This window comes from Nocardia sp. Tas62D01, assembly GCF_055232035.1.
The window spans coordinates 7,399,697-7,421,885 of the sequence record NZ_JBUYUZ010000001.1 but is presented as its reverse complement, the minus strand read 5'-3'; the positions used below and the strand labels follow the sequence as shown (position 1 = coordinate 7,421,885).

The window sequence follows — 22,189 nt, the reverse complement described above, 5'->3', positions numbered from 1 at the left end:
AGACTCGCCCGGGCCGACGGCGCGCTCGGGCCGATCGATGTGTCGTTTGGACGAGTGGATGCGGTCGAACTCGGACCGGATTACTTCGTCTCCAAGGGGCTGCGAGTCCCGCTGGCCGGGCAGTGGCAGCTACGCATGACCGTGGTGGTGGACCGGACCACTGGCTACGCGGCCACGCTGGCCCTGCCGACACGCTGCCCTACCGGGTCTGGTGACGACCCGAAGCAGCCGTCCGGGATATGGCTACCCGGTTGGCGAGCTGTGCCGCCTCGAACCGACTCGCCACGACAAATCCGGCCATGGTGGACGACGAAGCACCGCGAGCGTGCCGATAACCGCCGCGAGCAGGCCGATCAGTTCACCCATCAGAACTATCCGGCTCTCATCGACCGCCGGTGTCCACGACACCTTCCCATCGTGGATGGAAAACAGTCCTACCGGCCGAGCGATGGGCCGGAAGCCACCGATTCGCGCGACGGTGATGACGGTGACTCCTTCGCCGGTCTCGTACGGCGCACCGTAGATGAGCGAGCCGTCGTTGATCGTTGGCCAGTGGTTAAGACGATCCCGAAGCGTCACTGCGGCCCCCTTCGTTCTCGAAGTTGCCTTCCGCCGAGAAGAGGCGAACTGGAACAGCGTATTACGCCGCTACCGCGTCTGCTGGAATTACCTTTGAGGTAATTGCCTGAGATCCCGCTGCCCAGCAGGGTTGTCGGCATGAGTCAGATCGGTGTGTTGCTGCCGAGCCGCGAGACCGCGATGACCGGCGAACATGATGCCGCCGGGTTGGTGACCTTTGCGCAGGCTGCCGAGGATGCCGGGTTCGACTCGGTGTGGATCGGCGATTCACCCTTGGCGCGGACCAGGGCGGAACCGCTGGCAGTGCTCGGCGCGGTAGCGGCAAGCACCTCACGGGTGCGGATCGGCACGGCCGCATACACCGCCACGCTGCGCCACCCGCTGCTCGGTGCACACGGCGCCGCGACCGTCGATCAGCTCAGCCGCGGCCGGCTCGTCCTCGGACTCGGCGCCGGATTTCCGATACCGGAGAGCGCGGACGAATTCGCGGCCATCGGAGCACCGTTCGAGCAGCGGGTGGGGCGACTGGACGAGACGGTGACGATCTGGCGGCAGAGCTGGGCCGGTGGCGGTCGGTTCGACGGCCGGTATTGGACATTCGATGATCTCTCGGGCACCCTGCCCACCCACGACGCGGCCGGTCCGCCGCTCTGGCTGGCGGGCAGCGACACGCCTCGGGTCCTGCGGCGGGTCGCCAGGCACTACGACGGCTGGCTGCCCTTCCTGCCCGATCCGGACGCCTACGCCCGCGCATGGGAGTCGATTCAGGAGCAGACCACCCGGACCATCACGCCCGGTTTCTATGTCACGATCAACATCAACCACGACGCCGCGCGAGCCCGTGACGAACTCGACGGCTACGTTCGGCAGTACTACCGCCGCTCCTTGGACGAAATGTCGACCATCCAAGCCTATTTCGGTGGTTCGGCGGACGAGTGCGCGGACTGGCTCGGCCGCTATCTCGCCGCGGGCGCATCCCACGTGGTGCTGCGCATCGGTTCGCTCGATGCCTGCCGCCAGTTGGACGCGATAGCCGACACCCTGCTGCCCGCCTTGCAGACAGTGTCGACACCCTGACCGATCCGGCCGGCGATCCCGGTGCGGCTGGTCCGACGTCTACTGTGAGATGTCAACCGTCACCTGCCGAAGGGGATCGTCTTGGCCAGCGAGAACGCCACCCGCCTCGCGGTGCTTATCGACGCCGACAATGCCCAGCCCGCGATCGCTGAGGGCCTGCTCGCGGAGGTCGCCAAGTACGGTACGGCCCACGTCAAACGCGCCTACGGCGACTGGACGAGCACCAACCTGAAGGGCTGGAAGGACCATCTGCTTGCGCAGTCGATCCAGCCGATCCAGCAATTCGGGTACACCACCGGCAAGAACGCCACCGACTCGGCGATGATCATCGACGCGATGGACCTGCTGTACACCAGCAAGCTGGACGGCTTCGTCATCGTGTCCAGCGACAGCGACTTCACCAGGCTGGCCAGCCGGATCCGCGAATCCGGGCTCACCGTCTACGGATTCGGCCAGCGCAAAACACCGAAGCCGTTCGTAGCGGCCTGCGACAAGTTCATCTACACCGAAAACCTCACCGAGGTCACCGAAGACGCCCCGACGACCAAATCCCGCACCGCCGCCAATCAGCTCAAGGGCGACAGCAAGCTGATGAACCTGCTCCGCAACGCCGTCGATGCCGCCTCCGACGACAGCGGTTGGGCGCGCCTGGACACGGTCGGTTCGATCATCACCAAGCAGCGCCCCGACTTCGACTCCCGCAGCTATGGTTTCGGCAAACTCGGCGAACTCTTTAGTGCGACAACCCTTTTCGATATGGAGTCGCGCAGCCCCGGTGACGGCAAGCCGCCGGTCACCCACGTCCGCGACATCCGCCACCGCACGGACAAATAGTCCACCGCGGATCAGCGGTACTCCGCCAACCGAGGTCGGTGCCGACGCCGATCAGCACGACCACGATGATCGCGCCGCCGTAGGACAGCAGAGCGGATGTGCCGACGAAGATGCAGGGCTTCCGCTGCTTCGTATGAAGACCTGAAGGCCACCCCAGCGGCGGAAGCTGAGACGCCCGTTGCTCTTCCTTTGCTCCCGACCGGCGTCCGGGACGACGGTCTTCTCCTGCACTGGTCGAGTCACAGATGGGAAACACCCGCGCCTCCGAAGACCCGCCCAGGTCAGGTTTGTGACATCTGTCGACGTGGTCGGTCATGGTCCGCGCGAGCGCGACGGGGTGCTGGCGGTGCACCGTGCTGCGGTTCTGTCCAACCCTTCTCAGCGGCGCGGCGAGCCATGAACGCGAACTCGGGTGAACATGAAAGATCCTACCGTCAGGTCAAGTACCTGCGGGTATGGCTCGAGGAACACGAAGTGCTGCTGAAGTATTAGCGGTGACGGCTCGGCGCGAGTGTCCCGGGCAGCACGCAGACCGCGTCCAGGCCGAGGACGCGATTGAGGCGGCCGAAGGCCAGCCAGGAGCCGATGCTCATGCTGAGTTCTACGATTTCGGTTTGGGTGTAGTGCTTGGTCATTCGGGACCAGAACTCTTCGTCGATGTTGTGGTGGTCCTCGGCGTAACGCTCGGCGTATTCGGCGGCCAGGCGGGTGCGGTCGTCGAAGGCGTCGGTGGTGCGCCAGTTGGTGACGGCGTCGGCGAATTCCGCTTCGACCTTTTGACCGTCGCGTTCGGTGCGCCAGTCGAGGCAGAAGATGCATCCGTTGATTTGGGCGATGCGCAGCCGGGCGGCCTCGAATTCGCGCAGGCCCAGGGTGGTGTGCGAGTAGACCGAAAGGGAGAAGTTGGAGGCGGCAAGGCCGATGCCGGGGACCATTTCGCCCCAGACGTAGCCGATCGGATCTTTGCCCTCGGGGATATCGATGATCATTGGTGTTTCCTTCCGAGCTTGCCGACCGCGGGACGCAGTGGGACATCGAGCGCGTCGTAGAGACCTGGTTCGGCGTCGATCAGCCAGTCGATGGCGTTGGCCAATCGGCCTACGGCAGTGGCGTTTCCGCCTGCGGACCGGTTGCCGTCCTCGTCACCGGCTTCGATGGTGACCTCGATGCGCGGGTGGCCCTCGATGATCACGCGATGCGCGCCCTCGCCGTCGGGCGGCGTCGGCCAGTCCGGTGCGCAGGACGGGTGGATCCGGGTGACGTGCTCGATGACGATGCGCGGCTCGCCCTCGACGATGCCCTGCACCGCGAACCGCACCGCGCCCTGGCTGCCCGCCTCGAATTCACCCATGGTCTTCGTGGTGACGGTGTCCTCGAGCGCGCGCCGGTCCAACGTCTCGCGGATCTCGTCGAGTTCGACGCCGAGCGCGCGTGCCATGAGCCGAATCTGCCCGCCCCACACCATGGTCGGAATACCGGGCGCGGTCATCGGCGGCTGATAGTCCATCGGCTGACCCATGCCGACCAGATAGCGGACCGAGTCGGGCTGGTCGTAGGTCGAGTAGTCGAAGATCTCCTGGCAGCGGATCACATCCACGGTATGTCCGAGACCGCTGAGCAACACCGGCAGCACGTCATTGCCCCACCCGGGGTCGACACCGGAGACGAACAGCGAGCCGCCACCCTCCGCGATCGCCGCAAGTACAGGATCGCGCAATTCCGGCGGAGCGTTGCGTGGGTCGTAGAGGGCATACAGCGCGGGCGTGACGACGACCGCGCCCGCTCGGATCGCCTTGATGATGTCGGCCAGCGCATCGTCGGGCCGGATGTCGCCGGAGGCCGCGTAGACGACGGCGCGCGGGCTCGAGGCCAGCATCGCGTCGATGTCGCCGGTAGCCGCGACACCCACCTCATAGTCCAACCCGGCCAGCGTGCCCGCATCCCAGCCGACCTTCTGCGGGTTGTGCACGAGCACGCCCGTGAGTTTCAGCGCGGGATGGGCCTCGACTGCACGGATGGCCGACCGGCCGACATTGCCCGTGCCCCAGACGATGGTGGGGATCATCGACAGAGCCTAGCAAGCGCTTGGTTTGTTGTCTGAGGTACGCGGGTACACGGAATTCTGCGAGCTCGCTCAGCAGCCGATCCATCGCAGCGAACCGGCCAGCGCCGCGCCGGTGCTCATCGTCGAATTCGACGACCCGCTGCTCGTCACCGACGCGACCGAATCGCAATCCCCTCGCTCCTGGCAATCGTTCGCCGCGGGCCCGAGCCAAGGCCCGACCTCCACCCGGCACGCGGGCGCACAACACTGCATCGAGGTGCGATTGACACCGCTCGGGCTGTACCGGCTGTCAGGCATGGCGATGAGCGAACTGAACAATCGCGTGGTCGGCCTCTACGACCTGCTCGGGCGAGCAGGTCGCGAGCTGCCTGAACGCCTTGCCGCAGAGACGGATTGGGTCCAACGATTCGATCTGCTGGATGCGCTGTTCGCGCGGTTCGCCGCCGCTGGGCCCGAACCCGACGCGGAGGTCGCCTACACCTGGCACCGGTTGGAGCAGACGAGCGGCACCGCGACCATCGGCGGGATTCTCACCGAAATAGGTTGGAGCCGAGCCCGATTGGCGAAACGATTCCGCGAGCAGGTCGGTGTGCCCCCCAAAGCGGCGGCCGGTGTGCTTCGCTTCGGTCGCGCCACCGAACTCCTCACCGCACCGGGACACCGCTCACTGGAATCGATCGCCTCCGCCTGCGGCTATTACGACCAAGCGCACATGAACCGGGACTTCCGAAAGCTCGCGGGATGTACGCCGATGCAGTGGATCGCGACGCAAAACGGCGATGTCTCGAGCACCCGCGGCACCACCGACGGGTGAACATTCGTCCAAGACGGACGCGGCGCCACGAGCCTACGGTCGGTGGTCTCAGACGACATCGACAATACGGAGGCAATCATCATGACCGGCGAACCCACCTTCTTCGAAATCGGCGTACCCGACGCGGTGCGTGCACAGAAGTTCTACACACAACTGCTCGGCTGGGCGCCGCACACCATGGGCGACCGCGGCCAGGCATGGCTCGAAACCGGTGGCGTGCGCGGCGGATTGCATGACAAGGACGAGGACCGGCGCATCGATATCTTCTTCGCCGTCTCCGATATCGAGGCCGCCGTGACCTCGGTGCGCGAGCTCGGCGGCACGGCCGAGGACGCAGGGCCCGAGGAGCCCGGCTTCGGGCGATTTGCCTTCTGCACCGACGACCAGGGCGTGCGTTTCGGGCTACCAAATCAATCATGAGTTGAGCGGCGGTCGAGTGCCGTGCTAGACCTTGGGTCGTGTCGCGTGTCGGCGCCGAGTGGACGGCGATCGACATGGAGGCGCCGTGATCGAGGAGACCGCCGTGCGTCCACATTTGCGCCCGCAGTGACGCCGAGCCGCGCCTTCGGCGTTGGCCACATCGCATAACGGAGCCCCGTTGTTCGGGGCTACTCGCCACCGGTCTGTTCCGACCGATGGCCTCTCCTATTCCTCGATCGAAAGACGAACCATGCCCGACACATCCCGGTCGACTGATCGAGTACAGGCTCTGGGACGCGAGCTGACCGAAATACACCAGCGACTGCGCGCCGAACTCGCCCACGTACGCAAGGAGTTCACCCGCTACCTCGAGGGCGATGCGGTGCGGCCGACGCGACTTCGGACCCACTGCGCGGCCTTCTGCTCGGCCTTGACGCGTCATCACACCAGCGAGGACACCACGGCCTTCCCAGCACTCAGTGCCCAATTCCCGGAATTGGCACCGGTACTCGCCGAATTGAGCGATGATCATCGCTTGGTCGCGGATATTCTGCGCAGGCTGGAGCAGCTGCTCGCATCCGTCGGACCCGACAATGCGGACAATGTGCGGCGCGAACTCGACGGCCTCGCCGCCATCCTCGAATCCCACTTCCGGTGGGAAGAACGTCGGCTCGCGCAGGCCTTGAACGCGCTCGAATTGGGTAGTCGAACAACCGAAGAACTCTTCGGCATAACGGTATGCGCACCAGTGGAGAATTGAGACGACGACCAGATACCCGCCCGGTACGGTATACCCGGCCGTACCGCGCAGGACGTGGCCGACGAGCATCGGCGGAAGGTGGGCGCGACATGAATCAGCCGTATTCGCAGTGGCATGCTCGGAATGCGGCCGACAATCTACCGCTGGCCGCCCGCTACCAGACCGCCGATCCGATCCGCTGGAACGGCAGCATGGTCTATCCGATGTACACCGAGCAGATCGGGCCCGCGCCGATCTGGGTCAGCATGACGCTGCTGTCCGCGGCGCCGCCCGTCGGCCTGCGCGGGCACGGGATCGGGTTGTCGGTGATCGATGGATACATCGGTCTCGCGGACCAGCGGCTCGGCGGTGTCGACGTGTGGAGCGATGCCCTCACCGCCGGCATCACCTTCGAGCTGGTCCCGAATGATCCGGGCGCGATGTTCAGTCTCACGCCGGTGTGGGTCGATCCGTTCGGGATACAACAGTCCTGGTCGGGCAACTATGGAATGCTCATCGAGCAACCGCCGAGCGGCCAGCTCGTGCTGTGGTGCAGTGTCGGTGAAGGTCCGCCGAATTTCGCGAATCTTGTGGTGGAACTGGCGGTCCAGGCCGCGCCGGTGGAAGACCTCCCCGCACCGAGCCAACCGGCGGCCGTTGCGAACGAAGCTGCTGTTGTGCGGGAGCCTCCAGGTGTGCACGAGCCCGCCGTAACGCAGGAGCCCGCCGTCGCACACGAATCGGCCGTCGCACCGCCGCCCAAACCGACCCGTTCGGCCAACCCCGACTACCGCAGCGCCCTCTACGACCTCGGCGTGGCCATGTACAACCGCGGTGAGGAAGATCAGGCCTGCGGTCTGTGGGCGCAGGCCGCGGAATCCGGTCACCCGGCCGCAGCGTATGACCTCGGCGTTGTGCGGTTTCGTCGCGGCGATCTGGCCGATGCCGAACGCTGGTGGCGGGCGGCGGCCGACGGCCGAGAACCCCGCGCCATGATCGGTCTCGCCGAACTGCTCGAGCGTCGGGGCAACTCGTCAGAGGCCCGGGTCTGGCGGGCCTGTGCCGCGCAGGATCGCGTCGCGGACACCAATCATTCCCTCAGTTCCGGCTGAGCCGCGCGCAATTCGTCCCGCGCGGCCATCAGCGCGAACCCGAGCAGATTCAATCCGCGCCAGCGCGCGGGATGCTCGCTCGGGGATCATCGGCGGCCGGCCCGATACCCCAGATCCGGTCCATCGGGCTGGCTTCCACCAGCACTCGCTCCCCCGTACCGAGCAGGTACTGCTTCAGTTCCTCGTGCTGCCCAAACTTCGCCACGTTCCCGGCCAGCACGATCTCGAAACATTTTGTGTCCCAGATGATTTCATTGAACCCGCGCGCCTGCCGTCCGAAGTCGCTGCGCGCCTACGGCTGAACGTGTGCGCGCACCGCGGTTCCTACCGGAGTGAAGTCACGGCTGCCGACGTAGCCGGGGCGGCGGCCCGGCGCGGCAAACGGCTCCTCCACGGTGTTTTCGACGCTGTTGAACACCAGGAAGATGTTCGAGCGCGGGAACGGCGTGATGTTGTTCGACGACCCGTGCATAATGTTCGAGTCGAACAGCAGCGCCGACCCTGCCGTGCCGGTGAATTGGGTGATCCCGTATCGGTTGGCCAGCGTCTCGATATCCGCGTGGGTCGGCACGCCGATCTCCTGCTCCTGCAATGACTCCCGATAGTGCTCGGCGGGGGTGCTGCCCGCGCACGGCACGAAGGTGCGGTGCGAACCGGGCATCACCATGAGGCTGCCGTTGATCGGGTAGTTGTTGGTCAGCGCGATCGATAGGCTCACCGCACGGGGTGCGGGCATTCCGTCCTCCGCGTGCCAGGTCTCGAAATCCGAATGCCAGTAGAACCCGGTGCCGCGGAACCCCGGCATGTAGTTGACCCGGGTCTGATGCAGGTAGACATCGGAACCGAGCACCTGCCTGGCCAGTCCGGCGACTCTCGACTCGGCCACCAGTTCGGCGACGGCCGCACTGAGCCGGTGCACCTCGAAGATCGAGCGCACCCGCTGCGAGGACTTCTCCACGATGACGCGGTCGTCGTCTCGCAGCGCCGGATCCCCGGCGAGGCCGTCGATTTCGGCGCTGAAATCGGCCACCTCACCGGGGGTCAGTAGCGCATCGAGGATCGCGAAGCCGTCGGCTTCGAAGCTTGCCAGCTCCTCGTTCTCGATCCGGCCCCACACCGTCGGATCGGGACGATCCAGGTGCGGCGCTGGGCCGATCAACCGAGTCGGATAACGATCGATGCGATTGTTTGCGTGCGCCACCACTATTGCGCCTTTCAGCTGACGTGGGCGGTCACCAGTGGGTAGACGCCGTTGCTGTCGTGGACTTCCTGCCCGGTGACCGGCGGATTGAACACGCACATCATCCGCATCCGGGTGCGCGCCTGGAGGCGATGGCGCTCGTGCTCATCCAGCAGATACATCGAGCCGGGCTGGAGTTCGTAGGTGACGTCGTTGTCCAGATCGGTCAGCGTCCCCTCGCCCTCGATAAGCCACACCGCCTCCACGTGATAGCGGTAGTGGAATTCGTGCTCGGTGCCCGCGTCGATGGTGGTCTCGTGGAAGGAGAAGCCGACGCCGTCGCCGCCGAGGATGATGCGCTTGCTGCGCCAACCCGTGCCCGCGACGTCACGTTCGGTGCCGGTGATGGCGTCGGTGGTTCGCACGATCATGTCAGCAACCTCCCACGGTATCGATAGCGGTGCTCAGCAGGTCGATGCCGAGATCGAGTTCCTCGTCGCTGATTGTCAACGGCGGCAACAACTTCACCACCTCGTCCATGGAGCCGGAGGTCTCCACAAGCAGCCCGCGCTCGAAGGCGACCTGGCATACCTTGCCCGCCTGGGACGGGTCGTCGAACACCACGCCCTGCACCATGCCGCGGCCGCGCAGCGAGACACCGGGGATCTCCGCGGCCAACCGACCGAGCGTCCGCTCGATCCGCTGCCCCTTCGCCTCGGTCGAGGCCTGCAGCGTGCCGTCGGACCAAAAGTGTTCCAGCGCAACCTGTGCCGTGACGAAGGCAGGGTTGTTGCCGCGGAAGGTGCCGTTGTGCTCGCCCGGCGCCCACTGATCGAGTTCCGGCTTGAACAGCACAAGCGCCATCGGCAACCCGTAGCCGCCGATCGACTTCGACAGCGTCACGATGTCCGGGGTGATGCCCGCGACCTCGAAGGAGAAGAACGGTCCGGTCCGGCCGCAGCCCATCTGCACGTCGTCGACGATTAACAGGATCTCGCGCGCGGCGCACAATCCGGCCAAGTGGCGCAACCATTCCGGGCGCGCGACGTTCACGCCGCCCTCGCCCTGCACGGTCTCCACGATCACCGCGGCCGGGCGATCGAAACCGGAGGAGGTGTCGTCGAGCACCCGTTCCATCCACTGGAAATCGGCGGTGGTGCCGTCGAAGTAGCCGTCGTACGGCATCGGGGTCGCGTGCACCAGCGGCACGCCGGCACCGGCCCGCTTGGCGGCGTTGCCGGTCACCGAGAGCGCGCCCAACGTCATGCCGTGGAAGGCATTGGTGAAGCTGAGAATGGTCTTGCGGCCGGTGATCTTGCGCGCCAGCTTCAGCGCCGCCTCCACCGCGTTGGCCCCCGTCGGGCCGGGGAACTGGACCTTGTATTCGAGGCCGCGCGGCGCAAAGATGGTGTCGCGCAGGGTTTCCAACAACTTGCGCTTGGCCGCCGTCGACATGTCAAGGCCGTGCGTGATGCCGTCACTCGCGATGTAGTCAAGCAGGGGCTGCTTGAGAATCGGATTGTTGTGGCCGTAGTTCAGCGCGCCAGCGCCCGCGAAGAAATCGAGGTATTCCTTGCCGTCTTCGGCGTGCAGCCAACTTCCCTTGCCGGTGGTGAATACCGTCGGCCAGGCCCGGCAATAGCCGCGAACATTCGATTCGAGTTCTTCGAAAATGGTGGTTTCAGCGGTAATCAACGACGATCCTCCTGTGTCGTACGGGCGGTCGGTGCGATTCGGTAGAGGTCTTCGGCGGCGTGGCTGTCCGGGAAAACTCCGGGATCGAACAAGGGGTGCTTGGTGATTCGCGCAGCGCGGCGCCGTGCCACGGCGGAGAACATGGCGATGGATCCGGGGTTGTCCGGTGAAATGGTGGTTTCCAGTACCGAAACACCCGCCTCGGCAACGGTGTCGAGCAGCTTGTCGAGCAGAGCCGCTCCGATGCCGCGGCCCTGCTGGGCGCGCTCGACGGCCACCTGCCAGACGAACACCGTGTGTGGCGCCTGGGGGCGCAGGTATCCGATCACGAACCCCACGACCCGGCCGCCCACTTCGGCAACCACCGAGGTGGCGGGGAAGTCCCGGCACCACAGCAGGTATGCGTAGCTGGAATTGGTGTCCAGTACGTGCGAGTCCGTGGCGATCCGCCAGATATGGGCCGCGTCGCCCACCCGTGGTGCACGCAGCACCACACGGGCGGCAGGCGCGGATGTCGTAGCGGCCGAAGAGGATTCGGCAGACGTTCGGTCGATCGTTGCGGTGGTCGAGGTCGGCAGTGACATACAACTCCCAGGTTGGGTCTGCAGTACTTACCCAGACTTACGAAGTTACATTGAGGTGAACTGGTCGAGTTCTTTACGGTCGTGTTACGAAACGGTCACGCACGGTCTTCATCGAGCACGGGCAGCCGGATCGCGAACCGGGCGCCGCCGCCCGGGCGGTCCAGGCACACGACCCGGCCGCCGTGCGTCGCCACTGTTTCGGCAACCAACGCCAGGCCGATCCCCGTCCCGGAGACCGACCTGCGACTCGTCTGTGCGGTCACGAAGCGTTCGAAGATGCGTGCCCGGTAGGCAACCGGCACGCCGGGACCGGCGTCGTCGACGGTGATCACCGCGTCGCCGCCGTCGCGGCACGCAGTGACCCCGACGACGCCACCGCCGTGCCGATCGGCGTTGCTCAGCAGATTGACAACGGCCCGCTCCAGCTCGAGTTTGCGACCGAGGACGGTCACGTCCTCAACCGTGGTCAGCAGCTCCGGAGGATGCCTGCTGTCGGCCAGCGTGTGTGTCAGCAACTCGCGCACCGAGAGCGGATCCGCATCGCCGCGATGGATGCCCGCCTCCGCTCGCGCCAGGGCCAGCAGGTCGTCGAGCAGCCTGCGCAGGTGCTGGACCTCGTCGGTGACCAGGCTCAGCGCCCGGCGCGGTCGCTCCGGGAAGTCGCCGCTGTGCCGGTTCAGCACGTCCACGCTGGTCGTCAGGGTGGTCAGCGGGGTGCGCAGTTCGTGGCTGACATCGCCGACGAGCCGATGCTCGCGCTCGATGCGTCGCTGCAGCGAGTCGACCATGGTGTTGAATGACTCCACAGTGGTGGCCAGGTCCTGATCGCGCGTCTCCGGCAGGCGGGTGCTGAGATCACCCGCGGCGATCCGCGCGGCCGTCCGGGAGACCTGCTGCAACGGCGTCAGCACCCGCTTACTTGCCCACCAGCCGACGGCGGCGCCGATTGCGGTGGCAATCAGCGCACCGCCCATCAGGACATTGAGCAGCAGCTCCAGATCGGACTGCAGATCACCGGCCGAATACCCTTCGGGCTGCGCCCGCTGCGCCTCCAGATAACTGCGGCTGATGACGAAGACCGACACCACAAGCACCAGCGACATGAGCGCGGTGATGGCGGCGAACGCCGCCATCACCCGGCTGCGTAGGCTCCAACGCCCCGGATCGAACCCGAATCGGCGTTCGGCCGCATGCTGCCGCCGATCAGCGACGGACATCGAGCCGGTAACCGAGTCCACGCACTGTCACGACGATGCGCGGATCGGAGGGATCCAGCTCGATTTTGGTGCGCAGCCGGCGCATATGGACGTCCACGATGCGCTCGTCACCGAAAAAGCCACGGTCCCATACCCTTTCGAGCAGCAGAGTGCGGCTCAGCACCCGGCCGGGGGTTTCGGCCAGCTCGCACAATAGCCGGAACTCGGTCAGCGTCAGCGCGATCTCTTCCTCTCCACGGCGCACCGCCCCGCCCTCGGGAGCCAGCACCAGCGGGGCATCCGGATGCGCGTCGAGCACCACTTCCTGTGGCGTATCCCGCTCCGCGGACAACCGGGCCCGGCGGCGCAGCGCGCGCATCCGCGCGGTGATTTCCTTGATCTCGAACGGCTTGGTGACGAAATCGTCCGCACCGGCCTCCAGCGCCGCCACCACATCGTGAGTATCGTCACGCGCACTGACCACGATGATCGGTACGTCGTGTTCGCGCCGAATCTCCCGAATGCAGTCGAAGCCGTCCATCTCGCCGAGCATCAGATCGACGATCATCACATCGGGAACGCCATTGCTGCGCAGATGGATGAGCGCATCCTCGGCTTCCTCCGCCTCTGCGACGTCGTAGCCCTCGTCTTCCATGGCCAGCCGCAGTGCACCACGCACGCGGGTGTCATCTTCCACGATCATCAGGTTCGCGCTCAAGACCATCATCCTTTGCAGACACGCGCAGGAGCGTGCCGCGCCACGGAGAAATCGCATCCCCAGACTGACGCGACAGTTTCCGCACTTCGAGCTACTTGCCGAACACACAGATACCCGGGCCGCCCGTTCGGTAAACGTTGCGCTTCCCGATCAACTGAGTGAACGGCAACGTCCAGTCTGGTCATGAATGCGGCTGGAACGCAAGGACGAGGTGAAGTCCGACACACGCGCGCCGGACCCCGCATCGAGTCACCCGACCATACGGTCGATGCCTTCGAGCCTATTGAAATTGCTGGTAGAGCCGTCGGCCCGCTGTTCTTGATACAGCAGGATCAGCCTTTCGGCGTCGAAGGTGGCGAACCATTCGTCCCAGTCCACCGGCTGCAGTACGGCGCCGCCGTACCCGGGGAAGTCGAACCGCAACACAGCCAGTCGTCCGTTGTATTCACTGCCCGGCATGGTCGCCGGACGAGCGCCACGCTTCTCCGCCCACTGCCGAATGACCTCGTGATTCGTGGTGGCCAGCGTGCGTCCGCGCTCCGGCTGCTCCTCGGGCGAGGAGATTTCCTGTGCGTACTTCAGCGACCTCGAACTACCCGGAGCGAGATGTAAAGTCCGGGTGCCTGGTCGTCGCTGATAGTTCATGACGACCCTCCTACGCCGTAGGCAATCTTTCCGGCTAACCCCTTGCATACCCGTACGGCGAGTTCGGCAAACTGACGGTGCGTTCAGTACGAAATAGATTCCGCCGCAACGGAATCCATGGACCGCTCAGTCGCGGAGCGCTTGCTCGCGCAACGAGTTCAGGGTGCGCGAGGCTACGCGTGTTCGGTCACGATATCTACCTCCGAAATATCGGTATCAGGTGGACATTCGCCGCTTACCCGCTGTCGACCGGCTCAATCGGAACTCTTCGATTTTCGAAGCGGCTCGTGGTCGCAATGACCGTCGGACCTGTTTACCGATGATCATCCCGGGTATCGACCGGGTATGAACCCGATCGATACGACCGTGCCGCCGGATGTGCCCGAGCCGGTGCCACCCAATCCGGCGCCGCCGGAGCCGATACCCGAACCGGGACAACCCGTTCCGCCGGTCCCCGAACCTGTCCCGACACCGGTTCCAGAACCGTCGCCGCCGGACCCGAGCCCGCCGCTGCCCGGTCCGCGACCGTCGGAACCACCGCCGACCATCCAGTGACCCATCTCGACCGGAGGCCGTGGTCAGTCGCGCAGCGCTTGTTCGCGCAGTCGGTTCAGGGTTCGCGAGAGAATGCGCGAGATGTGCATCTGGGAGACGCCGAAGTGGTCGGCGATCTGGGACTGGGTTTTCGACTCGAAGAATCGCATGGTCAGCACCTGGCGTTCCCGCTCGGGCAACTCGGCGATGAGCGGCTTGACCGCCATGAAGTCCTCAACCAGATGGTAGGACGGCTCGTCCGCGCCGAGCGAATCCAGCAACGGCAGTGTGGTGTTCTCGCCGTCGTCACCGGTCAGAGCGTCGATCGAGGAGGTTTGATACGCGTTGTTCGCGATGAGGGCCTGGGTGACCTCGACCAGATCGATATCGAGTTCGGCGGCGATCTCCCGCGCCCTCGGCATCCGGCCGAGCCGCTGCGAAAGCGTCTCGATGGTGGGACCTATGGTGAGCTGAATCTCCTTGACCCGCCGCGGAACTCGTACGGCCCAGGTGTTGTCGCGGAAGTGCCTTCGCACCTCCCCCATGATCGTCGGCACCGCGAACGACAGAAAAGACGAACCTCGCGTGACATCGAAACGGTCCGCGGCGTGCACCAGGCCCAGGCGCGCCACCTGCAGCAGATCATCGAAATTCTCACCGCGACCGGCGAACTTGCGCGCGATATGCTCGGCAAGCGGCAGACAACGCCCGATCAGCTCAGCCCGCTCGGCATCCCGGCGCGGATCATCGGCATCGAAGGCCGCCAGCTTCTCGAACAGCGGCTCGATGTTGTCATAGCTGTCGCCCCGGGCACGAGCCTCACCCGCCATCTGCGGCACCCCGCACCCAGCTGAAGTCCACCACGGTCGGATAGCCGCAGACACTCTCGTCGAACGGTTCCTGCGCCGCGGCAATCGAATCCGTCAGTGTGCGCACGATGTGCCAACCAAAACTGCCGTCGCCTACCGCTGATTGCACGGCCGCGACCGAGGCGACATGGACCAACATCTGCTTGCCGTCGTAGCTGAATTCGCAGTCGAGGATGCTGTCGGGAACCGCATCGAGGATCAGCGAGGTGGCCACCTCATCGAGCGCCAGTCGAATGTCGGTCACCTCATCGATCGCAAAATCCGCGATGAGCGCGACGGTTTCGGTGAGCGCGCGCAGCATGATCAGTTGCTCGAGGTCGGCGGGCACGCGAACTCCGATAGTCGTTCCCACCGCTGCTTTGGAGATCTGCTCCCCCATGCCAACCACCGCCTTTTCCTCGCCACCGACCGAGCTGTCTGCGTGCCGATCCTTCCTCATCGACCGATCGTGGGTGCCGATACCCGGCGGCACGCGCATGAGCCACTCCTTCGGGCCTACGATCAAGGACCGCCTACCCGGTGCGGCAGGCTCGGAAACCTCGGTGCCGCGCGAAAGTTCGGCGGCGATGCTCACGGCGTCGGATCGGGTCCGCTGGAATCGACCCGTTCGTGCACGGTCAGCAGCAGATGATCGAACTCCGTGCGCAATCCGGGCGTAGCGTGCACCAGCGACCGCAGATCGTGGACCAGCTGCGCGGCAAGGGCTCGCAGCTTCGTGTTGGTCTCCTGCGAACGCCAGCTCAGCACCCGGAACGCCTGCTCGGCACTGATCCCGTAGACGAGCATGAGCGCGCCCTTGGCCTGCTCGATCACCGCGCGCACTGCGTACAGCTCGGGCAAGGTGTCGTCGAGGGTCTCGCGCCGGTGCTCCTCGATGGTGTTGGTCACGTCGATGTAGTAGCCCGATGTGCCCACCACCTCCTCGTTCTCGTCGAGCATCCTGTCGGCGACAACGACGACGTGATGCACTTCGCCGTCGGTGTCCACGATCCGGTGACTACTGCAGAACGGCTCGCCGGTCTCGATGGATTTGGCGAGGGCGCTGGCCACCTGCGCCCGGTCGTCGGGATGCTTGTGGGCCAGCAGCAACTCGGTGGTCGGTTCCATGTCCCCGGAGACATAACCGTGCATGCGCGCGACTTCATCGGACCATTCCCACTGCTGGCCGGAGAACCTGAAGTGGAAGTAGCCGACGTTCTGAGGTGTTCCTGCACCGATCACCCGGTCGAGCGCGAGCGCTTCCTCGGGGGACATCCCGCTCTGTGTCACATCGCAAGTATGTGCCGCGTACCTCCGCATCGCATGTAGATCGGGCGCACCAGGAGTTGTCCTGGCGCGTCAGGCGTCCAGCGCCGCCCGCATCGTCGCGTAACGGCAGAACAGCGGCCGTACCCCGGTGACCTCGAGCGTCCGTTCGATCTCCTTACCGCCGGTGACCACGCGCAGATCGAGCCCGCTGCGACAAGCCCGCGACTTCGCGGCGGTCAGCGCCATGGCCGCGCGGATGCTGAGGAATCTCGTCGCCCGCAGATCGATCACCACGGCGTCGCACGGCGTGTCGACGGCCCGGTCGAGCAGGCGACGGAATTGCTGGTAGACCACGGCATCCAACTCGCCCTCGACACGCACGATCACACAGTGTGTACGGCTGTCACTGCGTTGGGTCCACAGGCGGCGGTCGCGCAGCCGCGCACCCTCGGCGTCGACGCCATCGGTGCGGTGCTGAAGAACGGCAATGGAAGACATTCAAAACCTCCCGTAAGGGGGATTTCCAGTTCCTATGCAGCAGGTCGGACCGGCGATCGAGGAGGACGAGGCAGCGGTGGAGACTACGCTCCGTCAACCGGCTTGCGGATCAGGCGTGCTGAACCGGGTTGGCTGTGGTTCTCAACCTGTGCCCATTGTGGCACGGGACCGCTCGCCTGTACACCGGCCTGACGGGCGGCTCTGCCCGGTTTGGGGCCGGTGAGCGGGGCATATCGGCAGAAGTCGGATCTCGCCAGAATGGAGCACGCGGTGAAAATTGCCATGGTTTCCGAGCAGCCGGCCCGCTGACCGATCTGTTTGTACGAGCCGTTCGGCATAGTCGCGCTGGAGGCGATGGCCTGCAGCAGGCCGGTGGTGTCGACCGCCGTCGGCGGCATGCTCGACAGCGTCGTCGACGGTGTCAACGGGCGGCTGGTCGCCCCGCCCGAACCGAGCGCGGTGGCACGTGCGGTGCGACCGCTGCCTGGATGACGCGACCCTGCGCGACACCTGGGGAGCGGCCGCATGCCACGCCGCTCGCGGGCACCCTGCGACAATTTCTACGCTGCGTATACCCGGCCTGATGGGTGCCAATCTGTACGTTTCATGACGGCCGGAAGGGCTATGCCGGGAATATGACGTCACTGTGGTTGAACGACGCCCAGGTTCCGGCGCGCCTGCGCCTGACGCCGGGACTCCGCTTCGATACCGTCGTGATCGGCGGCGGCCTGACCGGTTTGGTGACCGCGCTGCTGTTGGCCGAGAGCGGCGTTAATGTGGCGGTGGTCGAGGGCAGACGCCTCGGGGCGGGCACCACCGGCTCCACCACCGGCAAGATCAGCCTGCTCCAGGGAACTCGTGCCCAGCACATCGCGAAGCGCCACTGCAACCGGACGCTGACCGAGTACATCGACGCCAATCGCGACGGACAACAGTGGCTGCTGCGCTACTGCGAGGAACGGTCGGTGTCCGTCCAGCGCGTGCCCGCGCTGACCTACGCCCAGTCCGTTTCCGAAATGGCCGCGGTGCGTGCCGAATACAAGGCAACGCGAGCCGCGGGGCTGGACACCTATCTCACCGAAGACCTCGACGTGCCCTTCCCCACCTACGGCGCGGTCGCGCTGGCGGATCAGGCACAGCTCGACCCGATGGCCCTGCTCGCCGCACTGGCCGCCGACGTCGAGTCGCATGCCGCATCGATCTTCGAATCCACGCTCGCCACGGGCGTGCGCCACGGCGACAACGACGACCTCGTCATCGAGACCGAGCACGGCGATCTCGCCGCGGGCACCATCGTATTGGCAACGGGCACACCGATTCTCGATCGCGGTGGCTTCTTCGCCCGGCTGACCGCCCAGCGCTCCTACCTGACGGCCTTCCAGGTCACCGAGCCCATCCCGCGCGAAATGCTACTCAGCGCAGGCGAACCCACGCGTTCGTTGCGCTACGCCCCGAGCCCCGACGGCGACCTGCTGCTTGTCGGCGGCAACGGCCATGTAGTCGGGCGCACCAACTCCGCGGCGCAGCGTATCGAGGATCTGACCCACTGGACGCGGACCTGGTTCCCCAGCGCCGAACCCCGGCAATCATGGTCCGCGCAGGACTACTACCCGATCGACGAACTCCCCTACATCGGACCGCTGCTGCCCGGCCAAGACCGCATACTCGTCGCCACCGGCTATGCGAAATGGGGCCTGACCAACGGCGTCGCCGCGGCACTCGCGCTGGCGGGCCGGATCAACGGCAAGCCCCGGCTCTGGTCCGGTGCGCTCGCCAGCTGGCGGCCCACCGAACTCAAGGCCCTGCCCGCCGCTGCCCAGTCGAACTACACTGTCGCACTGCAACTCTCGACTGGTTGGCTCCGGATGGCACGGTCCGGTTACGGCGCCGTCCCGCGCGAAGGCTGCGGGCACGTCGAACGCCACGGGCTGCAACCGACCGCCGTCAGCACGGTCGACGGACAGACCACCGAAGTCTCCGCCGTCTGCCCGCACCTCTACGGGATCGTCCGCTGGAACGACGCCGAAAGGTCGTGGGACTGTCCGCTGCACGGCTCCCGCTTCGCCGCCGACGGCACCCTCCTCGAAGGCCCCGCGACCAAACCGCTGTCGCCGATTTCGGGCCCCACCGCGGTGCCGGTCGTCAACGCGACCTGATCAGCTCCAGCACCGCCGCCACCGGCATCCCGGGCGACCGGCCGGCATCCGGGCGACCGGTGACCCTTACGGCCGACCATCGTCTCAGCGGTCGTACGTCCTGCGCGGGCTGGAACGGGCGCTCGACGAACTCGACACGCCTATCCCCGCAGGCCCATCTGCCCCGTATCGCCTATCGCTCAGGCGGGTTCGGCGGATACCTTGATCGTGGTCCAGCCGCCTAGGTGGATGCGGTCGCCGCTGCGCAGCTGCACGGCCACCTTGGCGGGGATCAGATCGTCGCTGCCATTGAGGCTGGTGCCGTTGGTGGAGCCGAGGTCGGTGATGCTCAGCCCGTCGGCGGCGATATGGATCATCGCGTGCGCCCGCGAGACACCGGCATCGGCCGGGGCAATGCCCAGATCGATATCCGGTTGCAGACCCTGCGAGACGCTACGCTTGCCGATCAGAATATCGGTGCCGCGCAGCATGATTCGACGCTCCGGATAGAACGCCGGGAAGCCGACCTGATCGGCGTCGGGGCCCTCGCGGGCGAGCACCCGGTCATAGAACTCGCGATCGGCGGTGATCGTCGCGACCCACGCCACCACACCGGCGGTCTGCTCGATGGGCGCGGTGGCCGTCGGTTGGGCAGGGATCGGCACGGGCAGCGCCGAATCATGCCCGCACACCTCGCAGAATCGACCGCTGCTCGGCGAACCACAGGCCGGGCACTGCGAATCGGACACGGCGGCAACCACCACCGGTGCGGTCATCGGTGAGCCGCACACATCGCAATAGTCGGTGGCGACGGACTGATGACCTTCCGGACACTCCATCACGCCTCCTTCCGGACCCTGGCCGTCTTGGTCGAGCGTGCGTCCAGCGCCATCTCGTCGGCGGCTTCGACCTTCGCGCGCAACCGCACCGTTCCGTTGCGCTCGTCCACCTCGACCACACCGCGCAACAACTTGGCGGTGCTCTCGTTGCCGGACTCGGCGGCCAGTTGCACCGCCCGACGCAGTTTCGCCGTCGCGGTGTCCACATCGCCGTTCTTGCGGGCGGTCAGACCTTCCTGCACGACCTGCGCCAGCTCGGCCTGGCCCGTGTAATGCGCTACGCGCCTGCTGATTCGGGCCGAAAGCTCCGATTCGGTGGTCCACACCGCGCGGACCAGGCCCTGTCCGACCACATCAGAACCGGCAACAACACTGATGCGAGCCGCCAGCTTCTCCCGTCCCGGCGCGGCGGGCTCGACGCGCACCTGCACGTGATAGTCGCGGTCCTCCGCGCCCCACGCACCGAGCGGGTACTCCCCCAGCTGCGGACCGGTCTCGGTGCGGCGCGCGGTCAGGTCCTGGATGGTCGGCGCGACCTGCTTGACGAACTGCACCACCGCACCCGCCGGTGTCCACACCCGCAGCGTGAGCTCGGGGATCGCCTTCGTCATCGAGGTCTGCATCATGGCCGCGAAATCCGCGGCCAGCATGGCGGGATCGGCGACGATGTCGACGGTGCCGTGCAGCGCCGAGGCGATGGCGCGCAATTCCTCCACCCGCCAATCGGTTCCGACACCGCGGCAGTCGCAGGTGAACACGCCCTCGGACTGCCGGATCTCCGCGGCAAGCGCCGCGGGCTCCTCATGCTCGTTCTTGCCGTCGGTCAGCAGGATCGCGTGCACCATCGCGTCGGGATGCTTCTTCGACAGCTGCCGGGCCAGGCCGAGCCAGGTACCCATCGCGGTGCCGCCGTTGGGCCGCAGCTTGTCGAGCCGGCGACGGGCGGCCGCGCGGCTTTCCCGGCTCGCGGGCACCGAAGGTGTATCGGAGGGAAACACCAAGCGCGCCATCGAGGTGCCCTCGACGATCGCGAACCGGGTGCCGTCGGGCAGCACGTCCAACGCGGCCAGGGTGGCCTGCCGAGCGCCGTCGAACTTGCGTGCCGCGCCCATCGAGCCCGAGGTGTCGATGATAAGGATCTCCACCCGCTCCGGCGGCGGCCCTGCGGCCACGAAATCCGCGTCGGTCTCGACGGTGACCACGGCGTCCACCGTGCCCGCACCCTCGGCGAGATATTCGTTCTGATCGATCGCTACCGAAATACCGATGCCGTCAACAGAACTCACAGCACGTCTCCTGGCTGGTCGGGATGCGCCGCTCCGAACTGGCCCGGCTGCGCGACGGGAGCGAGCGCGACGGTGATGTTGTCGCTGCCGCCGGAACGTATCGCGAAGTCGATGAGCTCGCGGGCGGCGAGCATGGGCGCCGGGGCGGTGGCCATGGCCGCCAACACCACCGGATCGGACTGGTAGTTCCATAGTCCGTCGGTGCACAGCAGCAGCACACCGGGGCCGGTGGTGCGCAAGGTTCGAATGGATTTGTCCGACCACGGTTTCGACTCACTGTCCGCGCCGAGCCAGCGCAGCAGCGTGTGCGCTCTCGGGTCGTTCATGGCGGCCTCTTCGTCCATCGCACCAGCGTCGACCAGAGCCTGCGCCCACGAATCGTCCGAGGACAGCCGCTGCGACGGCGCGGCCTCGCGTGCCAGCGGGGTGCCCGCACGTAACCAATATGCCCGGCTGTCACCGACATTGGCGACGGTGATCTCCACCGCGCCATCGCCGGAGCCGCGTACTACGGCCGAGACGTAGGTGCACGAGGGTGCGTGGCCGTCGTGCACCGCGACGTCACGGACCGCCTGCGCCGCAGCCGCGAGCCCCGCCAGCACGGCCTCCTCGGCGGAGCAGCCGTCGGCCAGCGCGGTGAGACTCGCGTCGACCCCCGCGCGCACCCCGGCGCCCGAAGCTGCCTGCGGGTCCTCGGAGGTCGACACGCCATCGCACACCGCAATCACCGTCGCGGCGGGCTGCCCGGCGATGCCGCTGTCGAGCACCGCGGCGGCCACCGCATCCTCGTTACGCGCGTGCTCGATACCGCGATCGGTGACGACACAGACCGCGCCGAGATCGGCCTCGCAGCGATCGGGCTCGGGCCGCAGCTGCCCGCAGTCCCGGCAGTAGCCGTCGGCGTCGTAAAGCCGGCCACCACAGCCGTCACACGCCACTATCGCGTTGGGATCGGACTGGGGCAGCGCCACCCGGCGCGCACCGAGCTCACGCCCACATGTCTCGCAATACCGGTCCGCGGCACCGACACTCGCCGCGCAGCCAGGGCACCGGGCACCGGTCGCGCGGTTCGGTGCGGCATTCAGTTCCGTCGTGCTCGTCCACGGCGTTGTGCCCACGGTT

Annotated in this window: 25 protein-coding genes and 1 pseudogene; 8 read left to right on the top strand and 18 right to left on the bottom strand. The window is 66.3% G+C overall.

Annotated elements, in window-relative coordinates:
- Positions 1 to 243 precede the first annotated feature (243 nt).
- The gene (locus ACV7NQ_RS35475) at positions 244 to 579 is read right to left on the bottom strand and encodes a hypothetical protein (RefSeq protein ID WP_463363539.1); all 336 of its coding nucleotides are present in this window, start codon (positions 577 to 579) and stop codon (positions 244 to 246) included.
- Between the two features lie 138 nt (positions 580 to 717).
- Here ACV7NQ_RS35475 and ACV7NQ_RS35470 point away from each other — a divergent pair, with 138 nt between their 5' ends.
- Together ACV7NQ_RS35470 and ACV7NQ_RS35465 are read left to right on the top strand one after the other, a co-directional pair.
- Positions 718 to 1,656: an LLM class flavin-dependent oxidoreductase gene (locus ACV7NQ_RS35470; RefSeq protein ID WP_463363538.1), complete on the top strand. Its 939-nt coding sequence runs from the start codon at positions 718 to 720 to the stop codon at positions 1,654 to 1,656.
- Positions 1,657 to 1,737: 81 nt separating this feature from the next.
- Complete coding sequence (locus ACV7NQ_RS35465) at positions 1,738 to 2,490, top strand: NYN domain-containing protein (protein WP_463363537.1); 753 nt, start codon at positions 1,738 to 1,740, stop codon at positions 2,488 to 2,490.
- 488 nt (positions 2,491 to 2,978) lie between these two features.
- Here the strand turns inward: ACV7NQ_RS35465 and ACV7NQ_RS35460 are convergent, their stop codons facing one another.
- Positions 2,979 to 3,479 carry a carboxymuconolactone decarboxylase family protein gene (locus ACV7NQ_RS35460; RefSeq protein ID WP_463363536.1) on the bottom strand — a complete coding sequence of 167 codons (501 nt, stop codon included), beginning with the start codon at positions 3,477 to 3,479 and terminating at the stop codon, positions 2,979 to 2,981.
- On the bottom strand, positions 3,476 to 4,555 hold the full coding sequence (locus ACV7NQ_RS35455; RefSeq protein WP_463363535.1) for an NAD(P)H-dependent amine dehydrogenase family protein: 1,080 nt from the start codon (positions 4,553 to 4,555) through the stop codon (positions 3,476 to 3,478). Before ACV7NQ_RS35455 ends, ACV7NQ_RS35460 begins: the two co-directional genes overlap by 4 nt.
- 28 nt (positions 4,556 to 4,583) lie before the next feature.
- Between ACV7NQ_RS35455 and ACV7NQ_RS35450 the strand changes: the two genes are divergently transcribed.
- The 4 genes from ACV7NQ_RS35450 to ACV7NQ_RS35435 all read left to right on the top strand — a co-directional run bounded on the left by ACV7NQ_RS35450 (position 4,584) and on the right by ACV7NQ_RS35435 (position 7,640).
- On the top strand, positions 4,584 to 5,369 hold the full coding sequence (locus tag ACV7NQ_RS35450; protein WP_463363534.1) for a helix-turn-helix domain-containing protein: 786 nt from the start codon (positions 4,584 to 4,586) through the stop codon (positions 5,367 to 5,369).
- Between the two features lie 81 nt (positions 5,370 to 5,450).
- Positions 5,451 to 5,789, top strand: a complete 339-nt coding sequence (locus tag ACV7NQ_RS35445; protein WP_463363533.1) for a VOC family protein — start codon at positions 5,451 to 5,453, stop codon at positions 5,787 to 5,789.
- 250 nt (positions 5,790 to 6,039) lie between these two features.
- On the top strand, positions 6,040 to 6,549 hold the full coding sequence (locus ACV7NQ_RS35440; protein WP_463363532.1) for a hemerythrin domain-containing protein: 510 nt from the start codon (positions 6,040 to 6,042) through the stop codon (positions 6,547 to 6,549).
- An 89-nt stretch (positions 6,550 to 6,638) separates the two neighbouring features.
- Positions 6,639 to 7,640, top strand: a complete 1,002-nt coding sequence (locus ACV7NQ_RS35435; RefSeq protein WP_463363531.1) for a tetratricopeptide repeat protein — start codon at positions 6,639 to 6,641, stop codon at positions 7,638 to 7,640.
- A 49-nt stretch (positions 7,641 to 7,689) separates the two neighbouring features.
- On the opposite strand, the gene ACV7NQ_RS35430 is transcribed toward ACV7NQ_RS35435, so the two are convergent.
- The 12 genes from ACV7NQ_RS35430 to ACV7NQ_RS35375 form a co-directional block, all read right to left on the bottom strand.
- On the bottom strand, positions 7,690 to 7,863 hold the full coding sequence (locus tag ACV7NQ_RS35430; protein WP_463365947.1) for an NADAR domain-containing protein: 174 nt from the start codon (positions 7,861 to 7,863) through the stop codon (positions 7,690 to 7,692).
- 69 nt (positions 7,864 to 7,932) lie between these two features.
- Positions 7,933 to 8,841, bottom strand: a complete 909-nt coding sequence (thpD, locus tag ACV7NQ_RS35425) for an ectoine hydroxylase (protein WP_463365946.1) — start codon at positions 8,839 to 8,841, stop codon at positions 7,933 to 7,935.
- Between the two features lie 14 nt (positions 8,842 to 8,855).
- Positions 8,856 to 9,251 carry an ectoine synthase gene (locus ACV7NQ_RS35420; protein WP_463363530.1) on the bottom strand — a complete coding sequence of 132 codons (396 nt, stop codon included), beginning with the start codon at positions 9,249 to 9,251 and terminating at the stop codon, positions 8,856 to 8,858.
- 1 nt (position 9,252) lies between these two features.
- Entirely contained in the window at positions 9,253 to 10,515 is a 1,263-nt protein-coding gene (ectB, locus tag ACV7NQ_RS35415; RefSeq protein WP_463363529.1) for a diaminobutyrate--2-oxoglutarate transaminase, read from the bottom strand.
- Positions 10,512 to 11,099 (bottom strand): diaminobutyrate acetyltransferase, encoded by a 588-nt coding sequence (gene ectA, locus ACV7NQ_RS35410; protein ID WP_463363528.1) that lies wholly within the window; start codon positions 11,097 to 11,099, stop codon positions 10,512 to 10,514. The genes ectB and ectA overlap by 4 nt, the downstream gene beginning before the upstream one ends.
- Before the next feature lie 95 nt (positions 11,100 to 11,194).
- The gene (locus tag ACV7NQ_RS35405; protein WP_463363527.1) at positions 11,195 to 12,316 is read right to left on the bottom strand and encodes an ATP-binding protein; all 1,122 of its coding nucleotides are present in this window, start codon (positions 12,314 to 12,316) and stop codon (positions 11,195 to 11,197) included.
- The gene (locus tag ACV7NQ_RS35400) at positions 12,303 to 13,013 is read right to left on the bottom strand and encodes a response regulator transcription factor (RefSeq protein ID WP_463363526.1); all 711 of its coding nucleotides are present in this window, start codon (positions 13,011 to 13,013) and stop codon (positions 12,303 to 12,305) included. The genes ACV7NQ_RS35405 and ACV7NQ_RS35400 overlap by 14 nt, the downstream gene beginning before the upstream one ends.
- A gap of 249 nt (positions 13,014 to 13,262) precedes the next feature.
- The gene (locus ACV7NQ_RS35395; RefSeq protein ID WP_463363525.1) at positions 13,263 to 13,658 is read right to left on the bottom strand and encodes a hypothetical protein; all 396 of its coding nucleotides are present in this window, start codon (positions 13,656 to 13,658) and stop codon (positions 13,263 to 13,265) included.
- Positions 13,659 to 14,236: 578 nt separating this feature from the next.
- Positions 14,237 to 15,022, bottom strand: coding sequence for an RNA polymerase sigma factor SigF (locus ACV7NQ_RS35390; protein WP_463363524.1), 786 nt, complete (start codon positions 15,020 to 15,022; stop codon positions 14,237 to 14,239).
- Positions 15,012 to 15,539, bottom strand: a complete 528-nt coding sequence (locus tag ACV7NQ_RS35385) for an ATP-binding protein (RefSeq protein WP_463363523.1) — start codon at positions 15,537 to 15,539, stop codon at positions 15,012 to 15,014. Before ACV7NQ_RS35385 ends, ACV7NQ_RS35390 begins: the two co-directional genes overlap by 11 nt.
- Before the next feature lie 92 nt (positions 15,540 to 15,631).
- Positions 15,632 to 16,315 carry a PAS and ANTAR domain-containing protein gene (locus tag ACV7NQ_RS35380; RefSeq protein ID WP_463363522.1) on the bottom strand — a complete coding sequence of 228 codons (684 nt, stop codon included), beginning with the start codon at positions 16,313 to 16,315 and terminating at the stop codon, positions 15,632 to 15,634.
- 84 nt (positions 16,316 to 16,399) lie between these two features.
- Positions 16,400 to 16,807: an STAS domain-containing protein gene (locus ACV7NQ_RS35375; RefSeq protein WP_463363521.1), complete on the bottom strand. Its 408-nt coding sequence runs from the start codon at positions 16,805 to 16,807 to the stop codon at positions 16,400 to 16,402.
- A 321-nt stretch (positions 16,808 to 17,128) separates the two neighbouring features.
- Here ACV7NQ_RS35375 and ACV7NQ_RS35370 point away from each other — a divergent pair.
- Both ACV7NQ_RS35370 and ACV7NQ_RS35365 read left to right on the top strand, forming a co-directional pair.
- Positions 17,129 to 17,417, top strand: a pseudogene (locus ACV7NQ_RS35370) (glycosyltransferase); the annotation flags it as partial.
- A gap of 25 nt (positions 17,418 to 17,442) precedes the next feature.
- The gene (locus ACV7NQ_RS35365) at positions 17,443 to 18,963 is read left to right on the top strand and encodes an FAD-dependent oxidoreductase (protein ID WP_463363520.1); all 1,521 of its coding nucleotides are present in this window, start codon (positions 17,443 to 17,445) and stop codon (positions 18,961 to 18,963) included.
- Between the two features lie 179 nt (positions 18,964 to 19,142).
- On the opposite strand, the gene ACV7NQ_RS35360 is transcribed toward ACV7NQ_RS35365, so the two are convergent.
- The 3 genes from ACV7NQ_RS35360 to ACV7NQ_RS35350 are packed head-to-tail and all read right to left on the bottom strand — an operon-like array spanning position 19,143 to position 22,185.
- Positions 19,143 to 19,781: an FHA domain-containing protein gene (locus ACV7NQ_RS35360; protein ID WP_463363519.1), complete on the bottom strand. Its 639-nt coding sequence runs from the start codon at positions 19,779 to 19,781 to the stop codon at positions 19,143 to 19,145.
- Positions 19,781 to 21,067: a vWA domain-containing protein gene (locus ACV7NQ_RS35355; RefSeq protein ID WP_463363518.1), complete on the bottom strand. Its 1,287-nt coding sequence runs from the start codon at positions 21,065 to 21,067 to the stop codon at positions 19,781 to 19,783. The genes ACV7NQ_RS35360 and ACV7NQ_RS35355 overlap by 1 nt, the downstream gene beginning before the upstream one ends.
- Positions 21,064 to 22,185 (bottom strand): PP2C family protein-serine/threonine phosphatase, encoded by a 1,122-nt coding sequence (locus ACV7NQ_RS35350; RefSeq protein WP_463363517.1) that lies wholly within the window; start codon positions 22,183 to 22,185, stop codon positions 21,064 to 21,066. The genes ACV7NQ_RS35355 and ACV7NQ_RS35350 overlap by 4 nt, the downstream gene beginning before the upstream one ends.
- Positions 22,186 to 22,189 lie beyond the last annotated feature (4 nt).

Excerpts from the sequence above, each read along its gene's own strand:
- ACV7NQ_RS35395 (WP_463363525.1), bottom strand. The coding sequence starts at position 13,658 with ATGAACTATCAGCGACGACCAGGCACCCGGACTTTACATCTCGCTCCG.
- ACV7NQ_RS35365 (WP_463363520.1), top strand. The coding sequence starts at position 17,443 with ATGACGTCACTGTGGTTGAACGACGCCCAGGTTCCGGCGCGCCTGCGC.
- ACV7NQ_RS35440 (WP_463363532.1), top strand. The coding sequence starts at position 6,040 with ATGCCCGACACATCCCGGTCGACTGATCGAGTACAGGCTCTGGGACGC.
- ectA (WP_463363528.1), bottom strand. The coding sequence starts at position 11,099 with ATGTCACTGCCGACCTCGACCACCGCAACGATCGACCGAACGTCTGCC.
- ACV7NQ_RS35405 (WP_463363527.1), bottom strand. The coding sequence starts at position 12,316 with ATGTCCGTCGCTGATCGGCGGCAGCATGCGGCCGAACGCCGATTCGGG.
- ACV7NQ_RS35445 (WP_463363533.1), top strand. The coding sequence starts at position 5,451 with ATGACCGGCGAACCCACCTTCTTCGAAATCGGCGTACCCGACGCGGTG.
- ACV7NQ_RS35470 (WP_463363538.1), top strand. The coding sequence starts at position 718 with ATGAGTCAGATCGGTGTGTTGCTGCCGAGCCGCGAGACCGCGATGACC.
- ACV7NQ_RS35360 (WP_463363519.1), bottom strand. The coding sequence starts at position 19,781 with ATGGAGTGTCCGGAAGGTCATCAGTCCGTCGCCACCGACTATTGCGAT.
- ACV7NQ_RS35385 (WP_463363523.1), bottom strand. The coding sequence starts at position 15,539 with ATGCGCGTGCCGCCGGGTATCGGCACCCACGATCGGTCGATGAGGAAG.
- ACV7NQ_RS35390 (WP_463363524.1), bottom strand. The coding sequence starts at position 15,022 with ATGGCGGGTGAGGCTCGTGCCCGGGGCGACAGCTATGACAACATCGAG.
- ACV7NQ_RS35375 (WP_463363521.1), bottom strand. The coding sequence starts at position 16,807 with ATGTCTTCCATTGCCGTTCTTCAGCACCGCACCGATGGCGTCGACGCC.
- ACV7NQ_RS35420 (WP_463363530.1), bottom strand. The coding sequence starts at position 9,251 with ATGATCGTGCGAACCACCGACGCCATCACCGGCACCGAACGTGACGTC.
- ACV7NQ_RS35455 (WP_463363535.1), bottom strand. The coding sequence starts at position 4,555 with ATGATCCCCACCATCGTCTGGGGCACGGGCAATGTCGGCCGGTCGGCC.
- ACV7NQ_RS35435 (WP_463363531.1), top strand. The coding sequence starts at position 6,639 with ATGAATCAGCCGTATTCGCAGTGGCATGCTCGGAATGCGGCCGACAAT.
- ACV7NQ_RS35460 (WP_463363536.1), bottom strand. The coding sequence starts at position 3,479 with ATGATCATCGATATCCCCGAGGGCAAAGATCCGATCGGCTACGTCTGG.
- ACV7NQ_RS35380 (WP_463363522.1), bottom strand. The coding sequence starts at position 16,315 with ATGTCCCCCGAGGAAGCGCTCGCGCTCGACCGGGTGATCGGTGCAGGA.